The sequence below is a fragment of the Litorerythrobacter xanthomarinus genome, from assembly GCF_046254955.1.
Classification (GTDB): Bacteria; Pseudomonadota; Alphaproteobacteria; order Sphingomonadales; family Sphingomonadaceae; genus Qipengyuania_C.
The window spans coordinates 758111-776673 of the sequence record NZ_JBJXRG010000002.1 but is presented as its reverse complement, the minus strand read 5'-3'; the positions used below and the strand labels follow the sequence as shown (position 1 = coordinate 776673).

Genomic DNA, 18563 nt, shown 5'->3' with positions numbered 1-18563 from the left:
CGGGCGCAAGCTCGGCCCTTTTTCTTTGCGCGGTATCTTGTCGGGTGCGTGGCCGAGTATTAACCAGCCGAGATGCAATACACCGGAACGCCAGTAATCTCCTCGACGGGCTTATTCACGCCAGATGAGAGCATCTCCAACGAAGAGCTGGTCGAAAGCTTTAACGCTTACGTCGAGCTTCATAACGCCGAACACGCGGACGCCATTGCTGCCGGACAAGTGACAGCACTGGAGCCTAGCTCGGTCGAATTCATCGAGAAGGCAAGCGGCATCAAGGCGCGCCATGTGATGGCGAAGGGGCCAATTCTTGATCCGAATGTGATGTCGCCCCGTTGGGCGGAGCGTCCCAACGACGAACGGTCGATCATGGCGGAGATTGGCGTGAAGGCCGCGCTGCAGGCGCTGGAGCGGGCGGGGCGCAAACCTGAGGAAGTCGACGCGGTGTTGTGCGCCGCGTCGAATATGGAGCGGCCTTATCCTGCCATGGCGGTCGAAATCCAGGATGCGCTGGGCATCGAAGGCTTCGGCTTCGATATGAATGTGGCGTGCTCTTCAGCCACTTTCGGGATTCAGACGGCGGCGGATTACATCCGCGCCGGCAATGCGCGCAGTGTGCTGGTAGTCAGCCCTGAAATCACCTCGGGCCATCTCAACTGGCGCGACCGAGACAGTCATTTCATTTTCGGCGATGTCGCGACGGCGGTTCTGGTTGAAGACAAGGTGATGGCTCCCGAGCAGCATTGGGAGATCCTGGGGACACGGCTCAAGACCGTTTTTTCCAACAACATCCGCAACAACTTCGGTTTCCTCAATCGCGCGCACCCCGAATCCGCGAGCAATGCCGACAAGCTTTTCGTCCAGGAGGGACGCAAGGTCTTCAAGGAAGTGGTACCGATGGTCGCTCAGATGATCTGTGACGAAGCCGAGCGGCTTTCAATCGTTCCGCGGGAAATCCGGCGCATGTGGTTGCATCAGGCCAATGCCGGGATGAACCGGTTGATCGCGCAGCGCGTGCTTGGCCATGAGGCGAGTGCGGATGAAAGCCCGACCGTGCTCGATACTTATGGCAATACTTCAAGCGCGGGATCGATCATCGCATTCGACCTCCACAGCGATGATTTGTCTGACGGCGATATCGGACTGATTTGCAGCTTCGGTGCGGGTTACTCGGCGGGAACCGTGTTTGTGCGCAAGGTGGGCTGACCGGATTTCGCCAGCAACGCATCCCATTTGGCAATCACCCAGCCCGAGAACTTCCAGATGACGAACACCCCGATGATCGAGATGAGGCCATCGACTGCATAGTGGTAGGCGGTATGCACCGATCCGACCCAGATTACCGCCAGGAAAGTAAGGAAGAAGTGTCCCGCGCGTCGATCGAGCTGCCGCATGGCCAGCCAGAACAGGCACGCAATGGCTACATGCAGTGATGGCATGGCGGTGATTCCTGCGCCCAGACCGCGGGCCTGTTGCTGGAAAGCAAGCAGCAATCCGTCCTGAACCTGCAAAGTCATCAAGTATGCGGTTTCGCTTCCCTTCTCCAAGAGCTCCATCTGCGGCACGAAGGTGTCAATTCCAAGGATGGGCTCGGCGAATACGGGCCCCACTGACGCCAGCAAAGTCGCCAGTACTGATCCGAGCAAGGCCCAGCACAGGATATAGCTGAGGAAGAACTGACGCCGCAATTCGTGGCCAATGCGCGGATCGAAAAGCATGAAGACGCAGCCCAGATAGAGCAGCAAGATCCACAGATGGTAGAATACTCCAATCAACGCCGTGACATAGGAGTTTCCGAAGATGGGCCATAGGAGTCGCCAAGGGTCCTGGCCGAAAAAGAGCGCGCGGTCCCAATCGATGAAAGTCTGATCCCATGTATAGTCGGTGAAGTAGGGTATCATGCCCTTCATGTTCGAGAACAATGGTAACAGCCCGACGCTGATGGCGACGATGGGTAGCCCGCCGATTATCCAGACCAGCCAGGCGCGGTTGCCATGCCTTTGCCGCAGATAGGATATCGGGCTATCCGGCCGGTAGCGTGCAAGGGAGCCGACGAGGAACATTCCTCCATAGGCGAGAACCGCGGCGACCACGAGGTAGCTGTTGGCCACTACGCCGCTCACGGGGAATTTCAGCCCTGCGCTACGCGTCAAGTACAGGCAGACGGCCGCCCATGCGACAGCAGCAACATAGAGCGGCACTTCGCCTGTCCAGCGCTTTCGCAAGGTTGTCTCTTCACTCATGGGTCACGCGTTTACCAAGAAAAGGTAGACAAATCGACAATGCGCGCCGGTCCGACGAGATGATCCGATAACCTTTCCATCTCCAGTTTGGATCACGCGCTAGCTTGCCGCTTTCCTTCCAAGTCACTAGATGCCGCGAATGGCCGGAGAAATAATGGATAACAAGGGTCGCGGCGATGTCAGCTGGAGCTGGCCGCCGATCCACCCTGAAGGACGCAAGTACGGCGTGGCCGTCCTTGCAGCATCACTCGTGTTCGCATTCCTCGCGTGGGAGACGCTGGCGTGGCCGCTCGCCTTCCTTTCGCTGGGTGTACTGGCGTTTTTCCGCGATCCGGAAAGGGTGGTCCCGCAGGCTGACGATGCGATTGTCGCTCCTGCCGACGGGCTCGTTTCACTGATTGCCGAAGTCGAACCGCCCAAGGAACTTGTCGATCCGGATGCTTCCGGGACGAAGGGACTTCCGGCCGGGCCCGTAACTCGGATTTCGATTTTCATGAGCGTGTTTGATGTACACATCAATCGCTCCCCGATCTCCGGTTCGATCCAGCGGCTAATCTATATCCCGGGCAAGTTCATGAATGCCGATCTCGACAAAGCCAGCGAAGAGAACGAGCGTCAGCATATCCTTGTCGAACGACCTGACGGATTGCAGATCGGATTCACTCAAATTGCCGGACTGGTTGCGCGCAGGATTATCCCCTTTGTTAAACCCGGCGATATAGTCGCAGTTGGTCAGCGCGTTGGGCTGATCCGCTTTGGCAGCCGTGTCGACGTGTATTTGCCGTCAGGAACCGATCCGCAGGTTTTGCTCGGCCAGAAGATCGTCGCCGGCGAGACAGTACTTGCGCGGATAGGGGAGCAGAAGCTGCTCGAAGGTGTTGCACAGTGAGCGAAGGCGGCGATGAGCAGGAGCGGGTCGGCCCGCAATCCGCTCAGGATGAGCCGGTCTCTGCAAGCAAGGGGCGTGGCCTTTCGCTGCGTTCGGTCATTCCCAATGCAATAACCGCCGCAGCCCTATGCGCCGGTCTGACGGGAATCCGGTTTGCCATATCGGGTGACTGGGACAAGGCGATCATTGCGGTTATTCTCGCAGGTGTACTCGATGGCATGGATGGCCGCGTCGCGCGGTTGCTCAATGCCCAATCGCGTTTCGGCGCCGAGCTGGACAGCTTGGCCGACTCTCTTTCGTTCGGGATGGCTCCGGCATTGATACTCTACCTGTGGGCCTTGCAGGATTGGGCGCGTTTCGGCTGGTTCGCCGCCCTCGCATTCGCGATTTGCTGCGCCTTGCGCCTCGCGCGCTTCAACGCCCAGATCGATGTGGACGAACAGCCGCATAAATCGGCAGGGTTCCTCACTGGTGTGCCTGCGCCGGTTGGAGCTGGGCTTGCGTTCCTGCCATTCTACTTCTGGATGGCGACCGGTCAGGAAGCATTCCGCGATCCTATTGCCGTAGCAGTCTGGATAGCGATCATCGCTTTCTTGATGATATCCAACGTAGCAACGCTGAGCTGGACGTTGCTCCGGCCTCGCCGCAATGTGAGGTTGGAAGTGATCGCGATTGTCGGGCTATTCTTTGCCGCGATATTGATGGAGCCCTGGTGGTCTCTGGTAGCGATTTGCGTAATCTACCTAGCCCTGATGCCCTACGGTATGTGGCGCTACGGCATGATCAAGCGGCAGCGCTGACCGATTGGCGGCGATTCCTGCTGCGACTCGTATGGCCGAAGGCAACGGGACGTGCGGTCCGTGCATGCCGGCTGGCAGGCAACGAGCCCATTCCAAATGTCTCGATCTTGCGAACTCGAGCGAGCCTGTTCCCGTCGGAATACATAGCATGCTTCAATAAAGGGTATGCGTTGGCGGCCCTGATCGCGGCATCGAGCAAAGTGCCGAAAATGCCGAGCACGGCCAAAACCAGGAGAGAGAGCAGGGCGATTGTTAGCAGCATCTTGCGATCCAATTCGTTCGGGACAGCCCTGTTGACAGGCTGTGGATAATTCGGTGAAAACCCGTATTGAGATACGAAGTTCCCGCCTACCTGCTTGATGTTCTCTTTTTGTTCTCAACTGTCAAGAGGAATCACGCTTGGCTGCATCTTTTTGTCGATGAATTGAGGGTAGATTTCCTGTCCCAAGGCGGCTAGATGCGCCGCCGCTGGATAGGAATCGGTCATGTTGATCGGGTCCGATATCCAGCAAATCCACATGGACGGCGCACATACCGGTGCCCGATGCGGTCAAAGCAAATGCGCTACCGCAAATGGGTTTCCAGCTGTCCAGAGGCATAACCGGAAAGGAATTACGTATGGCGGTACCCACCGTCACAATGCAGCAATTGATCGAAGTTGGGGCCCATTTCGGCCATCAGACCCACCGCTGGAACCCGCGTATGAAGCCGTACATTTTCGGCGCGCGCAACGGCATTCACATCATTGACCTGTCGCAGAGTGTGCCGCTGATGGCGCGCGCTCTCGACTTCGTTGCCCAGACCGCACGCTCAGGCGGCAAGGTGCTGTTTGTCGGCACCAAGCGTCAGGCTCAGGAACCGGTCGCGCAGGCTGCTCGCGCAGCAGGACAGCACTTCGTCAACCATCGTTGGCTCGGCGGCATGTTGACCAACTGGAAAACGATCAGCCAATCGATCAAGCGTCTCAAGACACTTGAAGAGCAGCTTTCGGGAGACACTTCGGGTCTGACCAAGAAGGAAGTGCTCCAGCTGACCCGTGAAAAGGACAAGCTCGAACTTTCTCTCGGCGGCATTCGTGACATGGGCGGCATCCCGGACGTGATGTTCGTGATCGATGCGAACAAGGAAGATCTCGCCATCAAGGAAGCCAACGTGCTTGGCATTCCTGTAGTCGCTATCCTCGACACCAATGTCGACCCGGAAGGGATCGCCTTCCCAATCCCTGCCAATGATGATGCCGCACGTGCTGTACGCCTCTACTGTGAAGCCGTCAGTGCGGCAGCGACCAGTGGCCGCGGCGAGGGTGTTGTCGATTCGGGCAAGGACATTGGTGAAATGGCGGAGCCTCCCGCAGAAGCCGCTGTCGACGCGTAACTTTCGCGTCATCGTGATCTGCTTGGAGCGCCGGGGACATAGGTACCCGGCGCCCGCAAATATTTGAAGAAGGAATGAATAATGGCTGCTTTCACCGTAGCTGACGTAAAGAGCCTGCGCGAAAAGACCGGCGCCGGCATGATGGACGCCAAGAAGGCGCTCGAAGAAGCCGGTGGCGACATCGAAGCTGCCGTCGATGCGTTGCGCGCAAAGGGTCTCGCCACAGCGCAAAAGAAGTCGAGCCGTACTGCGGCAGAGGGCCTTGTGGGCGTTGCAGTGGAAGGCACGAAAGGCGTTGCGGTGGAGGTGAACTCCGAAACCGACTTCGTCGCGAAAAACGACAAGTTCCAGGACTTCGTGCGCAATACCACCAAGGTGGCGCTTGGCCAGAGCGGCGACGATATCGAAGCGCTCAAGGGCGCAGCTTACCCTGGCGGCGGTACTGTCGGCGACAAGCTGACGGACAATATCGCAACCATTGGCGAGAACCAGCAGGTTCGCCGGATGAAGACCGTAGCAGTCTCGCAAGGCACCGTAGTTCCCTATGTTCACAACGCGGCGGCTGACGGCCTCGGAAAGATCGGCGTGCTGGTTGCGCTTGAAAGCGCAGCAAGCGCCGACGTGCTCGAGCCGCTCGGCAAGCAGCTGGCGATGCACATCGCTGCCGCTTTCCCGCAGGCACTTGATGCCGATGGGCTTGATGCTGATGTGATCGAGCGCGAGCGCAAGATTGCTGCGGAAAAGGCTGCCGAAAGCGGTAAGCCCGAGAACGTGCAGGAAAAAATGGTCGAAGGCGCGGTGAAGAAATTCGCCAAGGAAAACGCGCTGCTCAGCCAGGTCTTCGTGATGGACAACAAGACTCCGATCGCTGAAGTCGTTGCCCAGGCTGGCAAGGAAGCCGGCAGCGAAATCGTGCTGAAGGATTACGTTCGCTTCCAGCTTGGTGAAGGTATCGAGAAGAAGGAAGAAGACTTCGCAGCGGAGGTTGCAGCAGCAGTAGCCGGCTGATCTCTCTCGGAAATTCTGGTGTTGAATTAGCCGCGTATCCTCCACGGATGCGCGGCTTTTTCGTGCCATCTGCACAGCCCTGTTAAAAAGCGGCTCTGACCCTATCAAATGATGTTGAACAAGCGTGCACCGACCGACAATAGGTCCACGCCGCTTCCGCGTCTCGCGGAGATTCTGGCGCTTTTGGGTCGCACTCGAAAGGGACGGGATTCCTCTACCACCGAGGGGGGCGGCACCGCTTGCACGCTGCGCCAGCGTCCCAAGACCATTCTCAGCTTAGCCTTTGCTTATGCGGCGTTTCAGCGCTAAGCAGCGGCGCATTCCGAGCAGTTACCCGCAGGTTCTCAATCTATGCCGCATCCGCAGTATAAGCGCATCCTCCTGAAGCTTTCAGGCGAGGTGCTGATGGGGGAGCAGGAATATGGCATCGATCCGGTCTATGTCGCGCGCCTTGCCGAAGAGGTGAAGGCGGCTAAGGAAACGGGTCTTGAACTGTGCCTCGTGATCGGCGGCGGCAACATCTTCCGCGGCGTTGCTGGGGCGGCCAAGGGTCTAGACCGCACCACCGGCGACTACATGGGTATGTTGGCCACGGTGATGAACGCTCTGGCGATGCAAAACGCGCTTGAGCAGCTGGGCGTGCAGACGAGGGTGCAGTCCGCAATACCGATGTCTTCGGTTTGTGAGCCTTACATCCGGCGCAGGGCCGAGAGACATCTGGAAAAGGGCCGGATCGTGATTTTCGCAGCGGGTACCGGCAATCCGTTTTTCACGACCGATACGGGTGCGGCTTTGCGCGCTGCGGAAATGGGCTGCGATGCGCTGCTCAAGGGTACTAGCGTTGACGGGGTCTATGACCGCGATCCCAAGCTTTTCCCGAATGCGAAGCGCTATGATACAATCAGTTACGGTGAAGTGCTGAGCGACGATCTCAAGGTAATGGACGCCACCGCAGTGGCCTTGTGCCGCGAAAATTCGATCCCGATCGTCGTGTTCTCGATCCGCGAGAAGGGCAATGTAGCCCGCGTCCTCGCCGGAGAAGGAACGCAGACAATCGTGCGATCCAACAAGGGTGAGGAAGCCTGACCATGGCAAAATATGACAAGGCAGATATCGAACGGCGCATGCAGGGCGCGATTGAATCGCTCAAGGGTGATTTGGGCGGCCTGAGAACGGGCCGGGCCAACACCAGCCTGCTCGATCCGGTGGTGTGCGAAGTGTACGGCGCGATGATGCCGCTGAACCAGGTGGCGACCGTGAATGCGCCCGAGCCGCGAATGCTCGCGGTGCAGGTGTGGGACAAGTCGAATGTATCCGCAGTCGAGAAAGGCATTTCCAAGGCCAATCTCGGGCTAAATCCGATGACCGACGGTCAGACCATTCGCCTGCCCATGCCCGACCTTACCGAAGAGCGTCGCAAGGAGCTGGCTAAGCTCGCTGGCACTTATGGCGAGAACGGCAAGATCGCGATCCGCAATGTGCGCCGGGACGGGATGGAAGCGCTCAAGGACGACGAAAAGTCCAAGGAAATCAGCGAGGACGATCGCAAGCGTTCCGAAGATGAAGTCCAGAAATTGACCGACAAATATGTCGCCGAAGTCGACAGTGCCGTCGAAAAGAAGGTCCAGGAAATCCTGAACCAGTAAGGATGCTGGCCGGAGCGCGAAAATGAGCGGGGAAGGGCAGCGCGCAAGGCACGTTGCCATCATCATGGATGGCAATGGGCGGTGGGCCAAGCGCAAGCATCTGCCGCGCGCGATGGGGCACCAGCGCGGGGTCGAGGCAGTACGCGAGCTCGTCCGATCGCTGGAATCGACCGGGCTCGAATGCCTCACGCTCTATGCCTTCTCGAGCGAAAACTGGAAACGGCCCGACGACGAAGTCGACGATCTGATGAACCTCATGCGTAAGTTCATAAAGTCGGATCTACCGGAGTTCATCGCCAACAATGTCCGCCTCAAAATCCTTGGAAATTGGAAGGGGTTAGCCCCCGATATTGTCGCGATGCTTGAAGATGCGTTGGAGCAGACCTCGAAGGGAACGCGCACGCTGGCAGTGGCGCTGAATTACGGCTCGCAGCAGGAAATTGTACGCGCCGCTAAGGCCGCAATAGACCTAGGGGAGATAACGGTAGATACCTTGGAGATGCACTTAGATACTGCAGATATGCCGCCTCTAGACCTGCTGATCCGGACAAGCGGCGAAGTGCGGCTCTCGAATTTCCTTTTGTGGCAAGCGGCCTATGCCGAAATGCTGTTCGTGGACACTTTGTGGCCGGACTTCACGCCAGCCCATCTTGAGCAGGCGCTGGAAAACTTTGCGAACCGGGAGCGTCGATATGGCGGACGCTGAAAACCCGGCCGCCAAGAAGAATTCGGACCTGCCGGTACGGCTGGCTTCGGCGATTGTCATGCTGGCGGTTGCCGGGACGGCGCTTTGGTTGGATGGCATCTGGTTCGATGCATTCGCCTTACTCATTGGCGTCCTCTGTGTTTCAGAGTTTGGCCGGCTGGCGATCGGAGCTTTTGCCACCAAGTCGGCTCGATTGATCGCTATCCTGCTGGGCGGAGCTTATATCGCATTGGCGGCCTATGCGCTCATCCTCCTTCCGATCGAGATGGTGGTTGGTGTGATCGCCCTGGTGATCGCTGTAGACGTCGGAGCATACTTCACCGGACGCGCGATTGGCGGGCCCAAGATTGCACCCAGCATCAGCCCGTCGAAGACATGGGCCGGGCTGTTCGGAGGAATGGTGGGCGCGGCGCTCGTCGCCTGGGTTGGAATTGCTTTCGTCGTCTCGGCAGACGGTCATCAGACAACTGACTTTGGCCGCGCCTTGTTGACCAGCGACGCATTGGCAGGCGCATTGGCTGGAAGCTCGCTGGCTGTCGTGGCGCAAGCGGGGGACTTTTTCGAAAGCTGGCTCAAACGCAGGGCAGGCGTGAAGGATTCGAGCAGTCTTATTCCAGGGCATGGCGGCGTCTTCGATAGAGTCGATGGATTGCTACCGGTTGCGTTGATTATCGGTGGGCTGTGGAGTTTCCTCTCATGACCCGCTCCATTTCCATTCTTGGTGCGACTGGCTCTGTAGGTGAGCAGACGCTCGACCTGATCCGCCGCAATCGGGCGGACTGGAATGTTGTCGCGCTGACGGCCAATTGCTCGGCCGAGCAGCTGGCGAAACTGGCGCGCGAATTCGATGCCGAGATCGCGGTCGTCGGCGATGAAGCTTGCCTCGCTGAGCTTCGCGAAGGCCTTGCCGCGTCGAACGTCGAATCCGCTGGCGGTGAACAGGCGCTATGCGAAGCGGCAAGCCGGCCGGTCGATATCACCGTTGCGGCGATAGTCGGCTGCGCGGGCCTTGCTCCGACCATGGCCGCCATCGAGCAGGGCGGCACCGTGGCTCTCGCCAATAAGGAAGCGCTCGTGTCGGCGGGCGAAGTAATGATGGCTGCCGTGGCGCATCACGGCGCGACGCTGCTCCCGGTCGATTCCGAGCACAATGCGATCTTTCAGTGCCTGCAGGGCGGCAGGCTGTCGCAGGTGCGAACGATTACGCTCACTGCCAGCGGCGGGCCACTGCGTACGGTCCGGAACCTCGAAGCGGTTACCCCTGCACAAGCCATCGCGCATCCGAATTGGGACATGGGCGCAAAGATCAGCGTCGACAGCGCGACGATGTTCAACAAGGGGCTGGAGCTGATCGAAGCGCACCACCTCTTCCCGCTCCCGCTCGATCGGATCGGTATCGTGGTTCACCCGCAAAGCGTGATCCACTCGATGGTCGAATACCAGGATGGCTCGACGCTGGCCCAGCTCGGCCCGCCCGATATGCGTGTGCCGATTGCTTCGTGTCTGGCCTGGCCCGAGCGGATGGAAACACCGTGCAAGCCGCTCGATCTGGCAGCGCTCGGTCAGTTGACCTTTGAATCGCCCGATGAAGATCGTTTTCCTGCAACCCGGCTGGCGCGCGCAGCCGCAGAGAAGGGCGGCGCGTCGCCTGCCATTCTCAATGCGGCCAACGAGGTTGCGGTAGCCAGTTTCCTTTCGGGACAGCTCGCATTCACACGCATCGCGGCATTGGTGGAACAGGCGCTTTCGCGTATGAGCGTTGCCGCACCGCAGACCCTGGAAGAGGTTCTCGCGGTCGATGGAGAGGCGCGGGCGCACGCGTCAGAATTGCTGGAGCACGCCTGAAATGTTTGAATCGGCACCGGTATGGATGTGGATCGTGGGCTTCCTGCTCGTGCTTGGTCCATTGGTGACCGTGCATGAACTGGGCCACTATCTCGTCGGCCGCTGGTTCGGCGTAGGGGCCGAAGCGTTCTCTATTGGCTTTGGTAAGGAACTGACCGGCTGGACCGACAGGCGCGGCACTCGCTGGAAGATTAGCGCAATTCCCTTGGGCGGCTACGTCCAATTCAAGGGCGACATGAACCCGGCGAGCATGCCCGATCCGGAAATGCTGGAGCACGCCAGCGAAGAGCAACGCAACGGCAGCTTCCATCACGCCGCATTGTGGAAGCGTGCGCTGATCGTTTTCGCAGGACCGGCAACGAATGTGCTGGTTGCGCTGGCCATATTTGCCTCTTTCAATCTTATCTACGGCAAGTTCGAGGCGAGTAACGCCGTGGGCGGATTTGCGGAGATATCTGCTGGCAAGGAAGCCGGGCTCGAAATTGGCGACACCATTCGTTCGATCGATGGCAATGAGGTCGAGAACTTCAACGAGATTGCCCAGCGGGTGATGATGTTCCCCGGCGAGCGGGTGGAATTGATCGTTGAACGTGATGGGCGCGAACTCACCATCCCGGTCACGATCGGGGATTTTGAGGAGGCCGACCGCTTCGGCAATATGTCCCGCATCGGCCGTATCGGGGTTTACTCGAGCCCTCCGGAAGTCTCCTCTGTTGGCGTGGGTGAAGCACTTACCCTGTCAGTTGATCAGAGCATGGCACTGATGCGGATGATGGTAACCGGAGTAGGGCAAATCCTGACCGGTGATCGCTCAGTCAAGGAACTCGGCGGACCGATCAAGATCGCCAAGTACTCAGGCGAACAGCTCAGTTTGGGGATGGCGTCCTTCGTCAGTTTCGCAGCACTGATCTCGCTTAATTTGGCATTCATCAACCTGCTGCCAATCCCCGCCCTCGACGGCGGGCACCTGGCTTTTTATGCGGCAGAGGCAATCCGCCGCAAACCGGTGGGGGCACGTGGTCAAGAACTGGCGTATCGCACCGGTGTGGCACTCGTGCTGGCATTGATGCTGCTCGTCACGGTAAACGACCTCATCTCGCTCCCGATTTTCGGGAGTTAGCGGGGGATAGGACGGAGAAGCCCCGCGTTTGACTTAACCACATGCTTGATTGGATCACCCGCATCGGGCAGAGGGCAGCGACCGCCTTGTGACGCGATGCTGCAGTGGTGGAGAACGCAGCGGATCGATAGACCTGACGAATGGACGGAACAGCCCCCCTCGCGATGACAAACGCCTCAATAATGAAGCCCTCTATGACAGAGATCCAGAATTCCGGCTCGCCCGAGGGCAAGCTCCTCTCACGCTTTGCAATCGCGCTGCTCGGCAGCACGGTTTTGGCCGGCGTGCCGGCGACGGCCTACGCGCAGGATGCCGACGCTCAGGCAGCAGCGGTGACGACCGAAGCAGAGGCGCAAGCAGAAGAACAAGTCGTCGAGGCTCCAGCCCGAAACGATACCATACGTTCGATCCAGGTGGTCGGTTCGCAACGGCTCGAGCCGCAAACGATCCTGAGCTACATTCGCTTGCGTTTGGGCGACGAGTACACCCAGGCGGCGGGCGACCAGGCGCTTAAGGACCTGTACGATACCGAGCTGTTCTCCAGCGCCAGCGTGCGCAACGACAACGGCAATGTGATTATCCAGGTGACCGAAAACCCGGTGATCAACCGGATCATCCTTGAGGGCAACAAGCGGATCAAAAACGACAAGATCGTCCCTGAAATCAAGCTTGCGCCGCGCCAGATTTTCACCCGCTCCAAGGTGCGCGCGGACGTTGCCCGTATCATCGAGCTCTATAAGCGGCAGGGCCGCTTTGCCGCGACAGTCGAACCGAAGATGGTCGAGCTGGCGCAGAACCGCGTCGATATCGTGTTCGAGATCAGCGAAGGGCCCAAGTCCAAAGTTCGCCAAATCAACATCATCGGCAATGAAGCCTTCTCCGATGGCGATTTGCGCGGCGAGATGGTCACGAAGCAGGCCCGCCTGACGAGCTTCTTCAGCTCGAACACCAGCTACGATCCCGATCGCCTCGCTTTCGACCAGCAGAAACTGCGTCAGTTCTACCTGACGGAGGGTTACGCGGACTTCCGTGTCGTGTCTGCAGTGGCCGAGCTTACGCCCGACAAGCAGGACTTCATCATCACCTACGTGGTCGAGGAAGGCGAGCGCTACAAGTTCGGCGACGTTAAGGTCGAAAGTGAGATCCGGGACTTCAGCAGCGAACGCATGACCGACAATCTGCCGATGGACGGCGGCGACTGGTATGATGCCAAGCTGGTCGAGGACACGGTTGAGCAATTGACCGAATTGGCGGGTACTTTCGGCTACGCATTCGCAGATGTTTCGCCGCGTTTCACGCCCAATCGCGAAGATTTGACGATGAATGTCAACTTCGTGCTGCGCGAGGCGCCGCGCGTCTATGTCGAACGGATCGACGTCAACGGCAATACGCTGACGCAGGATAAGGTCGTGCGCCGTGAAATGCGTATTGCGGAAGGTGACGCGTTCAACTCGTTGCAGGTCGCACGCTCGACTGCCCGTATTAGTTCGCTCGGCTATTTCCAGGAGAACTTCGAGATCGAGCAAAAGGAAGGCTCGCAGCCTGACCGGATTGTGCTCGAAGCGAACCTTGAGGAAAACCCGACGGGTGAGCTCCAGCTGTCGGCCGGATTCTCGTCGATCGAGAGCTTCATCCTCGCCGCTTCGATCCGCCAACGCAACTTCCGCGGCCGCGGCCAGACCGTGGGTGCAGGCGTCAACTGGTCACGTTTTTCGCAGTCGGTGAATCTCAGCTTTAGCGAGCCCTACCTGTTCGATCGCAACATTTCGCTTGGTGCTGACGTTTACCGCCGTGATTTCGACAACGGTTTCGGTAGCCGCCGCCGCACGACCTACGATACATCAACCATGGGCTTTTCGATCCGGGCAGGTGTGCCGCTCACCGAGTACATGTCGCTGATCGGCAGCTACACTTTCAACTACGACGATGTTTCGATTGCTGAAGAACAGTTCTTTGGTGATTTCGATGGCGACGGCATCCAGGAATGCGAGCCGCTGCTGGCCGGGCGCTTCCTCTGTGACGCGGTGGGCAAGCGGACCAGCTCGATTCTCGGCCTGACGCTCGCATTCGACAATCTCGATAGCCGCTTCCGCCCGACGCGCGGCAAGAGCATGTCGATCACCACAGAATTCGCCGGCCTTGGTGGATCGGTAAAGTATGCGCGTGTGCGTGGCCGCGCTGCCCAATACATTCCGCTTCCGGCTGGATTTATCTTCTCTCTGACGGGTGAAGGCGGAGCAATTCGAGGCTTTGGTGGTGACCGCGGCGAAGGATTGGACAAAGTTCGGCTGACCGACCGCTTCTTCCTTGGGGAGCCGCAGATACGCGGCTTCGACATTAGGGGTGTGGGGCCGCGTGTCGTCCGACTTCCATTCGATACAGACGGCAATCCGATTTCGTTGGAGGAATTGCGCTCAAACAATCAACGTTTCGGCGATGATGCGATCGGCGGGACAGCCTATTATCTGGGCCGGGCCGAGATCGAAATTCCGCTCGGCACCGGAGCGCGCGAGCTGGGCCTGCGGCCTTCAATTTTCCTCGACGCGGGGGCGGTTTTCAATATTACCGATCCAGATCCGCTCGTCTCTCCATTCCCTGGTGGTATCAATGTCGAACAAAGAGATGCCAACGGCAATCTGATCTACATCGACAATCTCACCAATCTATTTACCATCGACCCGACGGACGCTGACGGTAACGACAATAACCAAAGCTTTCAGAACATCGGGCCGTTTACCGAAGTTTTCCTTGGCGATACCTGGAAGCCTCGCATCGCGGTGGGCATCGGGGTCAACTGGAACTCGCCCTTTGGTCCGTTCAGGATCGATTTTGCCCACGTGCTTAAGAAGCAGCCGGGTGACGACACCAAACGATTCACATTCAATGTAGGAACACAATTCTAATGAAACTTCTTCTCAAGCCCGCGGTCGCAGTGGGTCTCGCAATGGCCGCCGCGGCGCCGCTCGCCACCTCGCCCGCCATGGCGCAAAGTGCCGATGCCGTGGGCGTTGTCAGCCTGCCTGCAGTGGTCGCCAATTCGAACGCTTACACCGTAGCCGAGCAGCAGCGCCCGGTTACCTACAAGCCGCAGCTTGACCAAGCCCAGGCTCGCCAGCAGGCGATTTCAGCCCAGCTGCAGCCGATGGTGACCAAGTTCAACACTGATCGCCAGGCGGCCAGCCCCGACCAGGCCTCGCTCCAGCAGCAGGCTGCTGCCATCCAGCAAATCGAGCAGAATGGTCAGCGTGAACTGCAGCAAATCCTTGCTCCGGTAGCGCTCAGCCGTGCCTATGTGACCGAGCAGATCGAAGATCGCCTCGACGAAGCGGTGCAAGCGGCTGCGAGCAAGCGCAATATTACCTTGATTCTCGATGCATCGAGCGGGCAGGTCGTATTTGCCGATGCGAGGCACAACATCACGCAGGATGTGCTCAACGAGCTCAACACGCTGCTGCCCAACGCCAATCTCGTACCCCCGAGCGATTGGCTGCCGCGCGAAGTACGCCAGCAGCGCGACGCCCAGGCAGCTGCGCAGGCCGCACAGGCTGCAGCTCAAGGCCAGGCTGCTCCGGCAGTCGGTTCTCAGCCGACTGGCCGCTAATTCCTCAAAGCAGGGGCAAGGGATATGAGCGATAGCGGTTTCGACGTCGTCGAGGTGCTCAAGCGCCTGCCGCATCGCTATCCGATGCTGCTGGTTGATCGCGTTGAAACGTTGACCGTCGATGAAAGCATCCATGCGATCAAGGCGGTCAGTTTCAATGAGGATTTCTTCCAAGGGCATTTCCCCGGGAGGCCGATCATGCCCGGCGTCTTGCAGATCGAGGCACTGGCGCAGGCCGCAGGGATCCTTGCGGTTGAGACGCTCGGCCTCGCGGACTCGGGCAAGCTCGTCTATTTCATGGCGATCGAGAATGCGAAGTTCCGCGTCCCTGTAGAGCCGGGCTGCCTGCTTAACCTGCACGCTAGCTTCGTCCAGAAACGCGCGCGTGTGTGCAAGTTCCACGGCGAGGCCAAGGTTGATGGCAAGGTGACCTGCGAAGTCGACTTTACCGCCATGATTGCGGATGGATGATAGGGGTTGGTGTGCCGCCACCGAATTCGGGCTGAAAGGCTTGCCTTTCCTGTCTGAACACACTAACTGGCCGCCTTTCCCAACACAGCTGGACCGGTCGGAACCGTTCCGAAGCTAGAAGGACGAGTACGATGAAAGCCGAAGGGCATCCCGAATACCACATGATCACGGTCAAGATGACCGATGGCACCGAATTCCAAACGCGCTCCACCTGGGGCAGCGAAGGCGACACTTTGACGCTCGATATCGACCCGACCAGCCACCCGGCTTGGACGGGCGGTCGTCAGCAGCTTCAGGAAGGCGGCCGTGTGGCAGCCTTCAACAAGCGCTTCGGCGGATTGTCGCTCAAGAAGTAAGCTGTTTTACAGCCACGCGGGCTTCGGCCCGTCAGGGAGGGCGGTCCGACGGGACCGCCCTTTTTCGTCTCTATGCGCAGTCGATGCAGCGCGTTGCGATCGGGCGCGCATCGAGCCTCTCACGGCGGATATCCTTGCCGCATTTGGCGCAGGTCCCGTAGGTGCCGTTCTCGATCCGTAGCAGCGCGAGCCGGATCTGCTGGATTTCTGCGCGCAACACGTCGTCGACGCCCTCCAGCGCCTCGTCATCGGCCAAATCCACGGCCTGCTCGCTCCAGTCCGCATCAAGCGGATGCCGAAGATCGTCTTCAATCACCTCGGTACGTTCCAGCAGGTCATCGAGCCGCTCGCGAAGTTTTGCAGCAAAATCGGAGTAGTCGCTCATGGCATTCACCTCTCTCTGAAGAGATAGGATCTTAGCGTGCTTGTGGTTGCGCGAAATTGATCTAGCGCAAATCTACCAACCCCATTCCCGCTCGCGGTACCACTTGGTGATGATGTACTTTGTGCCCTTGCGCACTTTCATCCCGTGATGAAGTGTCGCCGGGTTCACACCGCCGTCGCTCGTACGATTGTTCCAGCATAACAGCTTGCCGACTTCCGGCTGGAAGGTCTTGCCAAGAGTCTTGAAGCGCGTTCCGCCACCTGCGCCAACCGGATTGAGGTAGACCATGAAGGTCCAGGTCCGCTGGCCCGCGACCGAGCAGAATTTCTCGAAATCGGCACCACCCGGTTCGAAATAGTCCGTGTGAGCCTTGAATTCCTGGCCCACGTCGTAGCGTTGCCCCTGGATCGGCTCGCCATAGGCCGGATCGATCCCGCTCAATGCAGCGAGTTTTTGCTCCAGCTCGGCCACTGCTGCATCTTTAACGGATAGATCGCATGTTTCACTGGTGCGAAAATAGTCGTCACCGTTGGGATCTGCGATGGTCGAAGGACGGCGGTCGCGATCGATCAATCCCATCAGATCTCCGCAGTGGTGCGGGGAGAGGAATTCGCGCATCTGCAACAGCTCGACCTTGGGCGAGGGAACGCGCTTCATGCCGCGTTCGATCAGGACGGCGCTGGCAGTTTGCGAAGATGCGGTCATCGCGACTCACGTTACGGCCAATGTGATCCGGTGCAAGCCTACTGAAATTGCCCGCGCAACAAAATTACGCCAACGAACTCGCCGGGAATTTTTCGCTTCCAAAAGCGAGTGCGCTATGCAACAGCGCCGCCGCCCCTGGTGAAGCGACTTGACCCGCCCGGCAGCGGGCTTATCAGGCCCGGCTGCATGCCTGGTGCGGGCCAGATGCGGGATTGTGGCGATCGTAGCTCAGTTGGTTAGAGCGCCGGTTTGTGGTACCGGAGGTCGGGGGTTCAAGACCCCTCGATCGCCCCATTCCCCCTCCGCAGGACATGCGTGATGCAACCGCCTGAGGGGCCTTTCGATGACGGCATTCTGGACGCAGCCTGACTATGATGATCACGAAGTCGTGCATTTCGTGCACGACCGCGCGAGCGGGCTCCGCGCCATTATTGCGATGCATTCAACACATCTCGGCCCGGCTGCCGGCGGAACGCGCTTCTGGCATTATGCCGAGCCTGGAGCCGCGATCGTCGATGCCCTGCGGCTGAGCCGCGGAATGAGCTACAAGAACGCGATGGCGGGCCTGAAGGCAGGCGGCGGCAAAGCCGTGATCCTGGCCGACAAGGATCGCACCAAGACGCCCGAGATGCTCCAAGCATTTGCGCGCGCGGTTGAAGGGCTGGGCGGACGCTATATCACTGCGCAAGACGTCGGCATGTCCGAACAGGACATGGTCGATATTTCGCAGCACACACAAAGCGTTGCGGGCCTTCCTGGCGGCGGCGGCGGAAGCCCGGGTCCTTACACCGCACGCGGTGTATTCCTGGGCATCAAGGCGGCCGTGAAGCGTGCCTTGGGCGTAGACAGCCTCGAAGGCGTCCATGTGGCGCTGCAGGGCGTGGGCAGCGTCGGCGGCGGTACTGCGCGCCACCTTGCAGAAGAAGGCGCGCGGCTGACGCTGGCCGACGTCGATAGCGAGCGCGCGCAGGCGCTTGGCAAGGAGCTGGGCGCAAGTGTGGTTGCGAGTGACGAGATCCTTGCCATCGAAGCCGACGTCTTCAGCCCCAATGCTCTGGGCGCGGTGATTACCGAGGAGGTTGCCAAGGCGATAAAGGTCAAGGCAGTAGCTGGCGGCGCGAATAACCAGCTCGCAACCGGGAGCGAGGGGCGTATTCTGGCCGAACGCGGCATTCTCTATGCGCCCGACTATGTCATCAACGCGGGTGGCATCATCACGGTGATGCGGATCATTGACGATTCCGACAACGCTCGTGTCCATGCCAAGATCGACGAAATCCCTGGCCGGCTTCAGGAAATATGGGCCGAAAGCGAGGCCAATGGGCTGACCCCCGCCGAAGTCGCCGACGCCATGGCGAAAAAGCTGATCGGACGCTGACGCTTTAGCTTGATGGTATGCCGTGGCACTGCCAAAGCG

The 18563-nt window shown here is 59.2% G+C and carries 19 protein-coding genes and 1 tRNA gene; 17 read left to right on the top strand and 3 right to left on the bottom strand.

Annotation, left to right across the window (positions count from 1 at the left end):
• The first annotated feature begins 72 nt into the window (after nt 1-72).
• A complete protein-coding gene (locus tag ACEWMW_RS13165) occupies nt 73-1203 on the top strand; it encodes a beta-ketoacyl-ACP synthase III (protein ID WP_409414391.1) in 1131 nt (376 codons plus the stop codon).
• Here the strand turns inward: ACEWMW_RS13165 and ACEWMW_RS13160 are convergent.
• Nucleotides 1164-2240 (bottom strand): phosphatase PAP2 family protein, encoded by a 1077-nt coding sequence (locus tag ACEWMW_RS13160; RefSeq protein WP_409414390.1) that lies wholly within the window; start codon nt 2238-2240, stop codon nt 1164-1166. The two genes, ACEWMW_RS13165 and ACEWMW_RS13160, sit on opposite strands and share 40 nt — an antisense overlap.
• A gap of 139 nt (nt 2241-2379) precedes the next feature.
• Between ACEWMW_RS13160 and ACEWMW_RS13155 the strand changes: the two genes are divergently transcribed.
• The 14 genes from ACEWMW_RS13155 (at nt 2380) to rpmE (ending at nt 16056) form a co-directional block, all read left to right on the top strand.
• Complete coding sequence (locus ACEWMW_RS13155) at nt 2380-3129, top strand: phosphatidylserine decarboxylase (RefSeq protein ID WP_409414389.1); 750 nt, start codon at nt 2380-2382, stop codon at nt 3127-3129.
• The gene (pssA, locus tag ACEWMW_RS13150) at nt 3126-3929 is read left to right on the top strand and encodes a CDP-diacylglycerol--serine O-phosphatidyltransferase (protein WP_409414388.1); all 804 of its coding nucleotides are present in this window, start codon (nt 3126-3128) and stop codon (nt 3927-3929) included. The genes ACEWMW_RS13155 and pssA overlap by 4 nt, the downstream gene beginning before the upstream one ends.
• 618 nt (nt 3930-4547) lie before the next feature.
• On the top strand, nt 4548-5303 hold the full coding sequence (gene rpsB / locus ACEWMW_RS13145) for a 30S ribosomal protein S2 (RefSeq protein WP_409414387.1): 756 nt from the start codon (nt 4548-4550) through the stop codon (nt 5301-5303).
• Nucleotides 5304-5384: 81 nt separating this feature from the next.
• On the top strand, nt 5385-6311 hold the full coding sequence (gene tsf, locus ACEWMW_RS13140) for a translation elongation factor Ts (RefSeq protein ID WP_409414386.1): 927 nt from the start codon (nt 5385-5387) through the stop codon (nt 6309-6311).
• A 351-nt stretch (nt 6312-6662) separates the two neighbouring features.
• Nucleotides 6663-7397, top strand: coding sequence for a UMP kinase (gene pyrH, locus ACEWMW_RS13135; RefSeq protein ID WP_409414385.1), 735 nt, complete (start codon nt 6663-6665; stop codon nt 7395-7397).
• Nucleotides 7398-7399: 2 nt separating this feature from the next.
• A complete protein-coding gene (frr, locus tag ACEWMW_RS13130; RefSeq protein WP_409414384.1) occupies nt 7400-7957 on the top strand; it encodes a ribosome recycling factor in 558 nt (185 codons plus the stop codon).
• A gap of 22 nt (nt 7958-7979) precedes the next feature.
• Nucleotides 7980-8663, top strand: coding sequence for a polyprenyl diphosphate synthase (gene uppS, locus ACEWMW_RS13125; RefSeq protein ID WP_409414383.1), 684 nt, complete (start codon nt 7980-7982; stop codon nt 8661-8663).
• The gene (locus ACEWMW_RS13120; protein WP_409414382.1) at nt 8650-9363 is read left to right on the top strand and encodes a phosphatidate cytidylyltransferase; all 714 of its coding nucleotides are present in this window, start codon (nt 8650-8652) and stop codon (nt 9361-9363) included. Before uppS ends, ACEWMW_RS13120 begins: the two co-directional genes overlap by 14 nt.
• The gene (gene dxr / locus ACEWMW_RS13115) at nt 9360-10508 is read left to right on the top strand and encodes a 1-deoxy-D-xylulose-5-phosphate reductoisomerase (protein WP_409414381.1); all 1149 of its coding nucleotides are present in this window, start codon (nt 9360-9362) and stop codon (nt 10506-10508) included. The genes ACEWMW_RS13120 and dxr overlap by 4 nt, the downstream gene beginning before the upstream one ends.
• Nucleotide 10509: 1 nt before the next feature.
• Nucleotides 10510-11628: an RIP metalloprotease RseP gene (gene rseP / locus ACEWMW_RS13110; RefSeq protein WP_409414380.1), complete on the top strand. Its 1119-nt coding sequence runs from the start codon at nt 10510-10512 to the stop codon at nt 11626-11628.
• Between the two features lie 194 nt (nt 11629-11822).
• Nucleotides 11823-14531 carry an outer membrane protein assembly factor BamA gene (gene bamA / locus ACEWMW_RS13105; RefSeq protein ID WP_409414379.1) on the top strand — a complete coding sequence of 903 codons (2709 nt, stop codon included), beginning with the start codon at nt 11823-11825 and terminating at the stop codon, nt 14529-14531.
• On the top strand, nt 14531-15229 hold the full coding sequence (locus ACEWMW_RS13100; RefSeq protein ID WP_409414378.1) for an OmpH family outer membrane protein: 699 nt from the start codon (nt 14531-14533) through the stop codon (nt 15227-15229). Before bamA ends, ACEWMW_RS13100 begins: the two co-directional genes overlap by 1 nt.
• A 24-nt stretch (nt 15230-15253) precedes the next feature.
• Nucleotides 15254-15700 carry a 3-hydroxyacyl-ACP dehydratase FabZ gene (gene fabZ, locus ACEWMW_RS13095; protein WP_409414377.1) on the top strand — a complete coding sequence of 149 codons (447 nt, stop codon included), beginning with the start codon at nt 15254-15256 and terminating at the stop codon, nt 15698-15700.
• A 131-nt stretch (nt 15701-15831) separates the two neighbouring features.
• Entirely contained in the window at nt 15832-16056 is a 225-nt protein-coding gene (rpmE, locus tag ACEWMW_RS13090) for a 50S ribosomal protein L31 (protein ID WP_086438246.1), read from the top strand.
• A gap of 70 nt (nt 16057-16126) precedes the next feature.
• On the opposite strand, the gene ACEWMW_RS13085 is transcribed toward rpmE, so the two are convergent.
• Together ACEWMW_RS13085 and ACEWMW_RS13080 are read right to left on the bottom strand one after the other, a co-directional pair.
• Nucleotides 16127-16441, bottom strand: coding sequence for a TraR/DksA family transcriptional regulator (locus ACEWMW_RS13085; RefSeq protein WP_409414376.1), 315 nt, complete (start codon nt 16439-16441; stop codon nt 16127-16129).
• A 72-nt stretch (nt 16442-16513) separates the two neighbouring features.
• Nucleotides 16514-17146, bottom strand: coding sequence for a prolyl hydroxylase family protein (locus tag ACEWMW_RS13080; protein ID WP_409414375.1), 633 nt, complete (start codon nt 17144-17146; stop codon nt 16514-16516).
• A 217-nt stretch (nt 17147-17363) separates the two neighbouring features.
• Between ACEWMW_RS13080 and ACEWMW_RS13075 the strand changes: the two genes are divergently transcribed.
• Both ACEWMW_RS13075 and ACEWMW_RS13070 read left to right on the top strand, forming a co-directional pair.
• Nucleotides 17364-17440: transfer RNA gene (locus ACEWMW_RS13075), tRNA-His, on the top strand.
• Between the two features lie 49 nt (nt 17441-17489).
• On the top strand, nt 17490-18524 hold the full coding sequence (locus tag ACEWMW_RS13070) for a Leu/Phe/Val dehydrogenase (protein WP_409414374.1): 1035 nt from the start codon (nt 17490-17492) through the stop codon (nt 18522-18524).
• Nucleotides 18525-18563 lie beyond the last annotated feature (39 nt).

What these genes read in the sequence shown, in the direction of transcription:
- ACEWMW_RS13165 (WP_409414391.1), top strand. Translation starts at nt 73, where the DNA reads ATGCAATACACCGGAACGCCAGTAATCTCCTCGACGGGCTTATTCACG.
- ACEWMW_RS13160 (WP_409414390.1), bottom strand. Translation starts at nt 2,240, where the DNA reads ATGAGTGAAGAGACAACCTTGCGAAAGCGCTGGACAGGCGAAGTGCCG.
- ACEWMW_RS13155 (WP_409414389.1), top strand. Translation starts at nt 2,380, where the DNA reads ATGGCCGGAGAAATAATGGATAACAAGGGTCGCGGCGATGTCAGCTGG.
- rpsB (WP_409414387.1), top strand. Translation starts at nt 4,548, where the DNA reads ATGGCGGTACCCACCGTCACAATGCAGCAATTGATCGAAGTTGGGGCC.
- tsf (WP_409414386.1), top strand. Translation starts at nt 5,385, where the DNA reads ATGGCTGCTTTCACCGTAGCTGACGTAAAGAGCCTGCGCGAAAAGACC.
- pyrH (WP_409414385.1), top strand. Translation starts at nt 6,663, where the DNA reads ATGCCGCATCCGCAGTATAAGCGCATCCTCCTGAAGCTTTCAGGCGAG.
- frr (WP_409414384.1), top strand. Translation starts at nt 7,400, where the DNA reads ATGGCAAAATATGACAAGGCAGATATCGAACGGCGCATGCAGGGCGCG.
- uppS (WP_409414383.1), top strand. Translation starts at nt 7,980, where the DNA reads ATGAGCGGGGAAGGGCAGCGCGCAAGGCACGTTGCCATCATCATGGAT.
- ACEWMW_RS13120 (WP_409414382.1), top strand. Translation starts at nt 8,650, where the DNA reads ATGGCGGACGCTGAAAACCCGGCCGCCAAGAAGAATTCGGACCTGCCG.
- dxr (WP_409414381.1), top strand. Translation starts at nt 9,360, where the DNA reads ATGACCCGCTCCATTTCCATTCTTGGTGCGACTGGCTCTGTAGGTGAG.
- rseP (WP_409414380.1), top strand. Translation starts at nt 10,510, where the DNA reads ATGTTTGAATCGGCACCGGTATGGATGTGGATCGTGGGCTTCCTGCTC.
- bamA (WP_409414379.1), top strand. Translation starts at nt 11,823, where the DNA reads ATGACAGAGATCCAGAATTCCGGCTCGCCCGAGGGCAAGCTCCTCTCA.
- ACEWMW_RS13100 (WP_409414378.1), top strand. Translation starts at nt 14,531, where the DNA reads ATGAAACTTCTTCTCAAGCCCGCGGTCGCAGTGGGTCTCGCAATGGCC.
- fabZ (WP_409414377.1), top strand. Translation starts at nt 15,254, where the DNA reads ATGAGCGATAGCGGTTTCGACGTCGTCGAGGTGCTCAAGCGCCTGCCG.
- rpmE (WP_086438246.1), top strand. Translation starts at nt 15,832, where the DNA reads ATGAAAGCCGAAGGGCATCCCGAATACCACATGATCACGGTCAAGATG.
- ACEWMW_RS13085 (WP_409414376.1), bottom strand. Translation starts at nt 16,441, where the DNA reads ATGAGCGACTACTCCGATTTTGCTGCAAAACTTCGCGAGCGGCTCGAT.
- ACEWMW_RS13080 (WP_409414375.1), bottom strand. Translation starts at nt 17,146, where the DNA reads ATGACCGCATCTTCGCAAACTGCCAGCGCCGTCCTGATCGAACGCGGC.
- ACEWMW_RS13070 (WP_409414374.1), top strand. Translation starts at nt 17,490, where the DNA reads ATGACGGCATTCTGGACGCAGCCTGACTATGATGATCACGAAGTCGTG.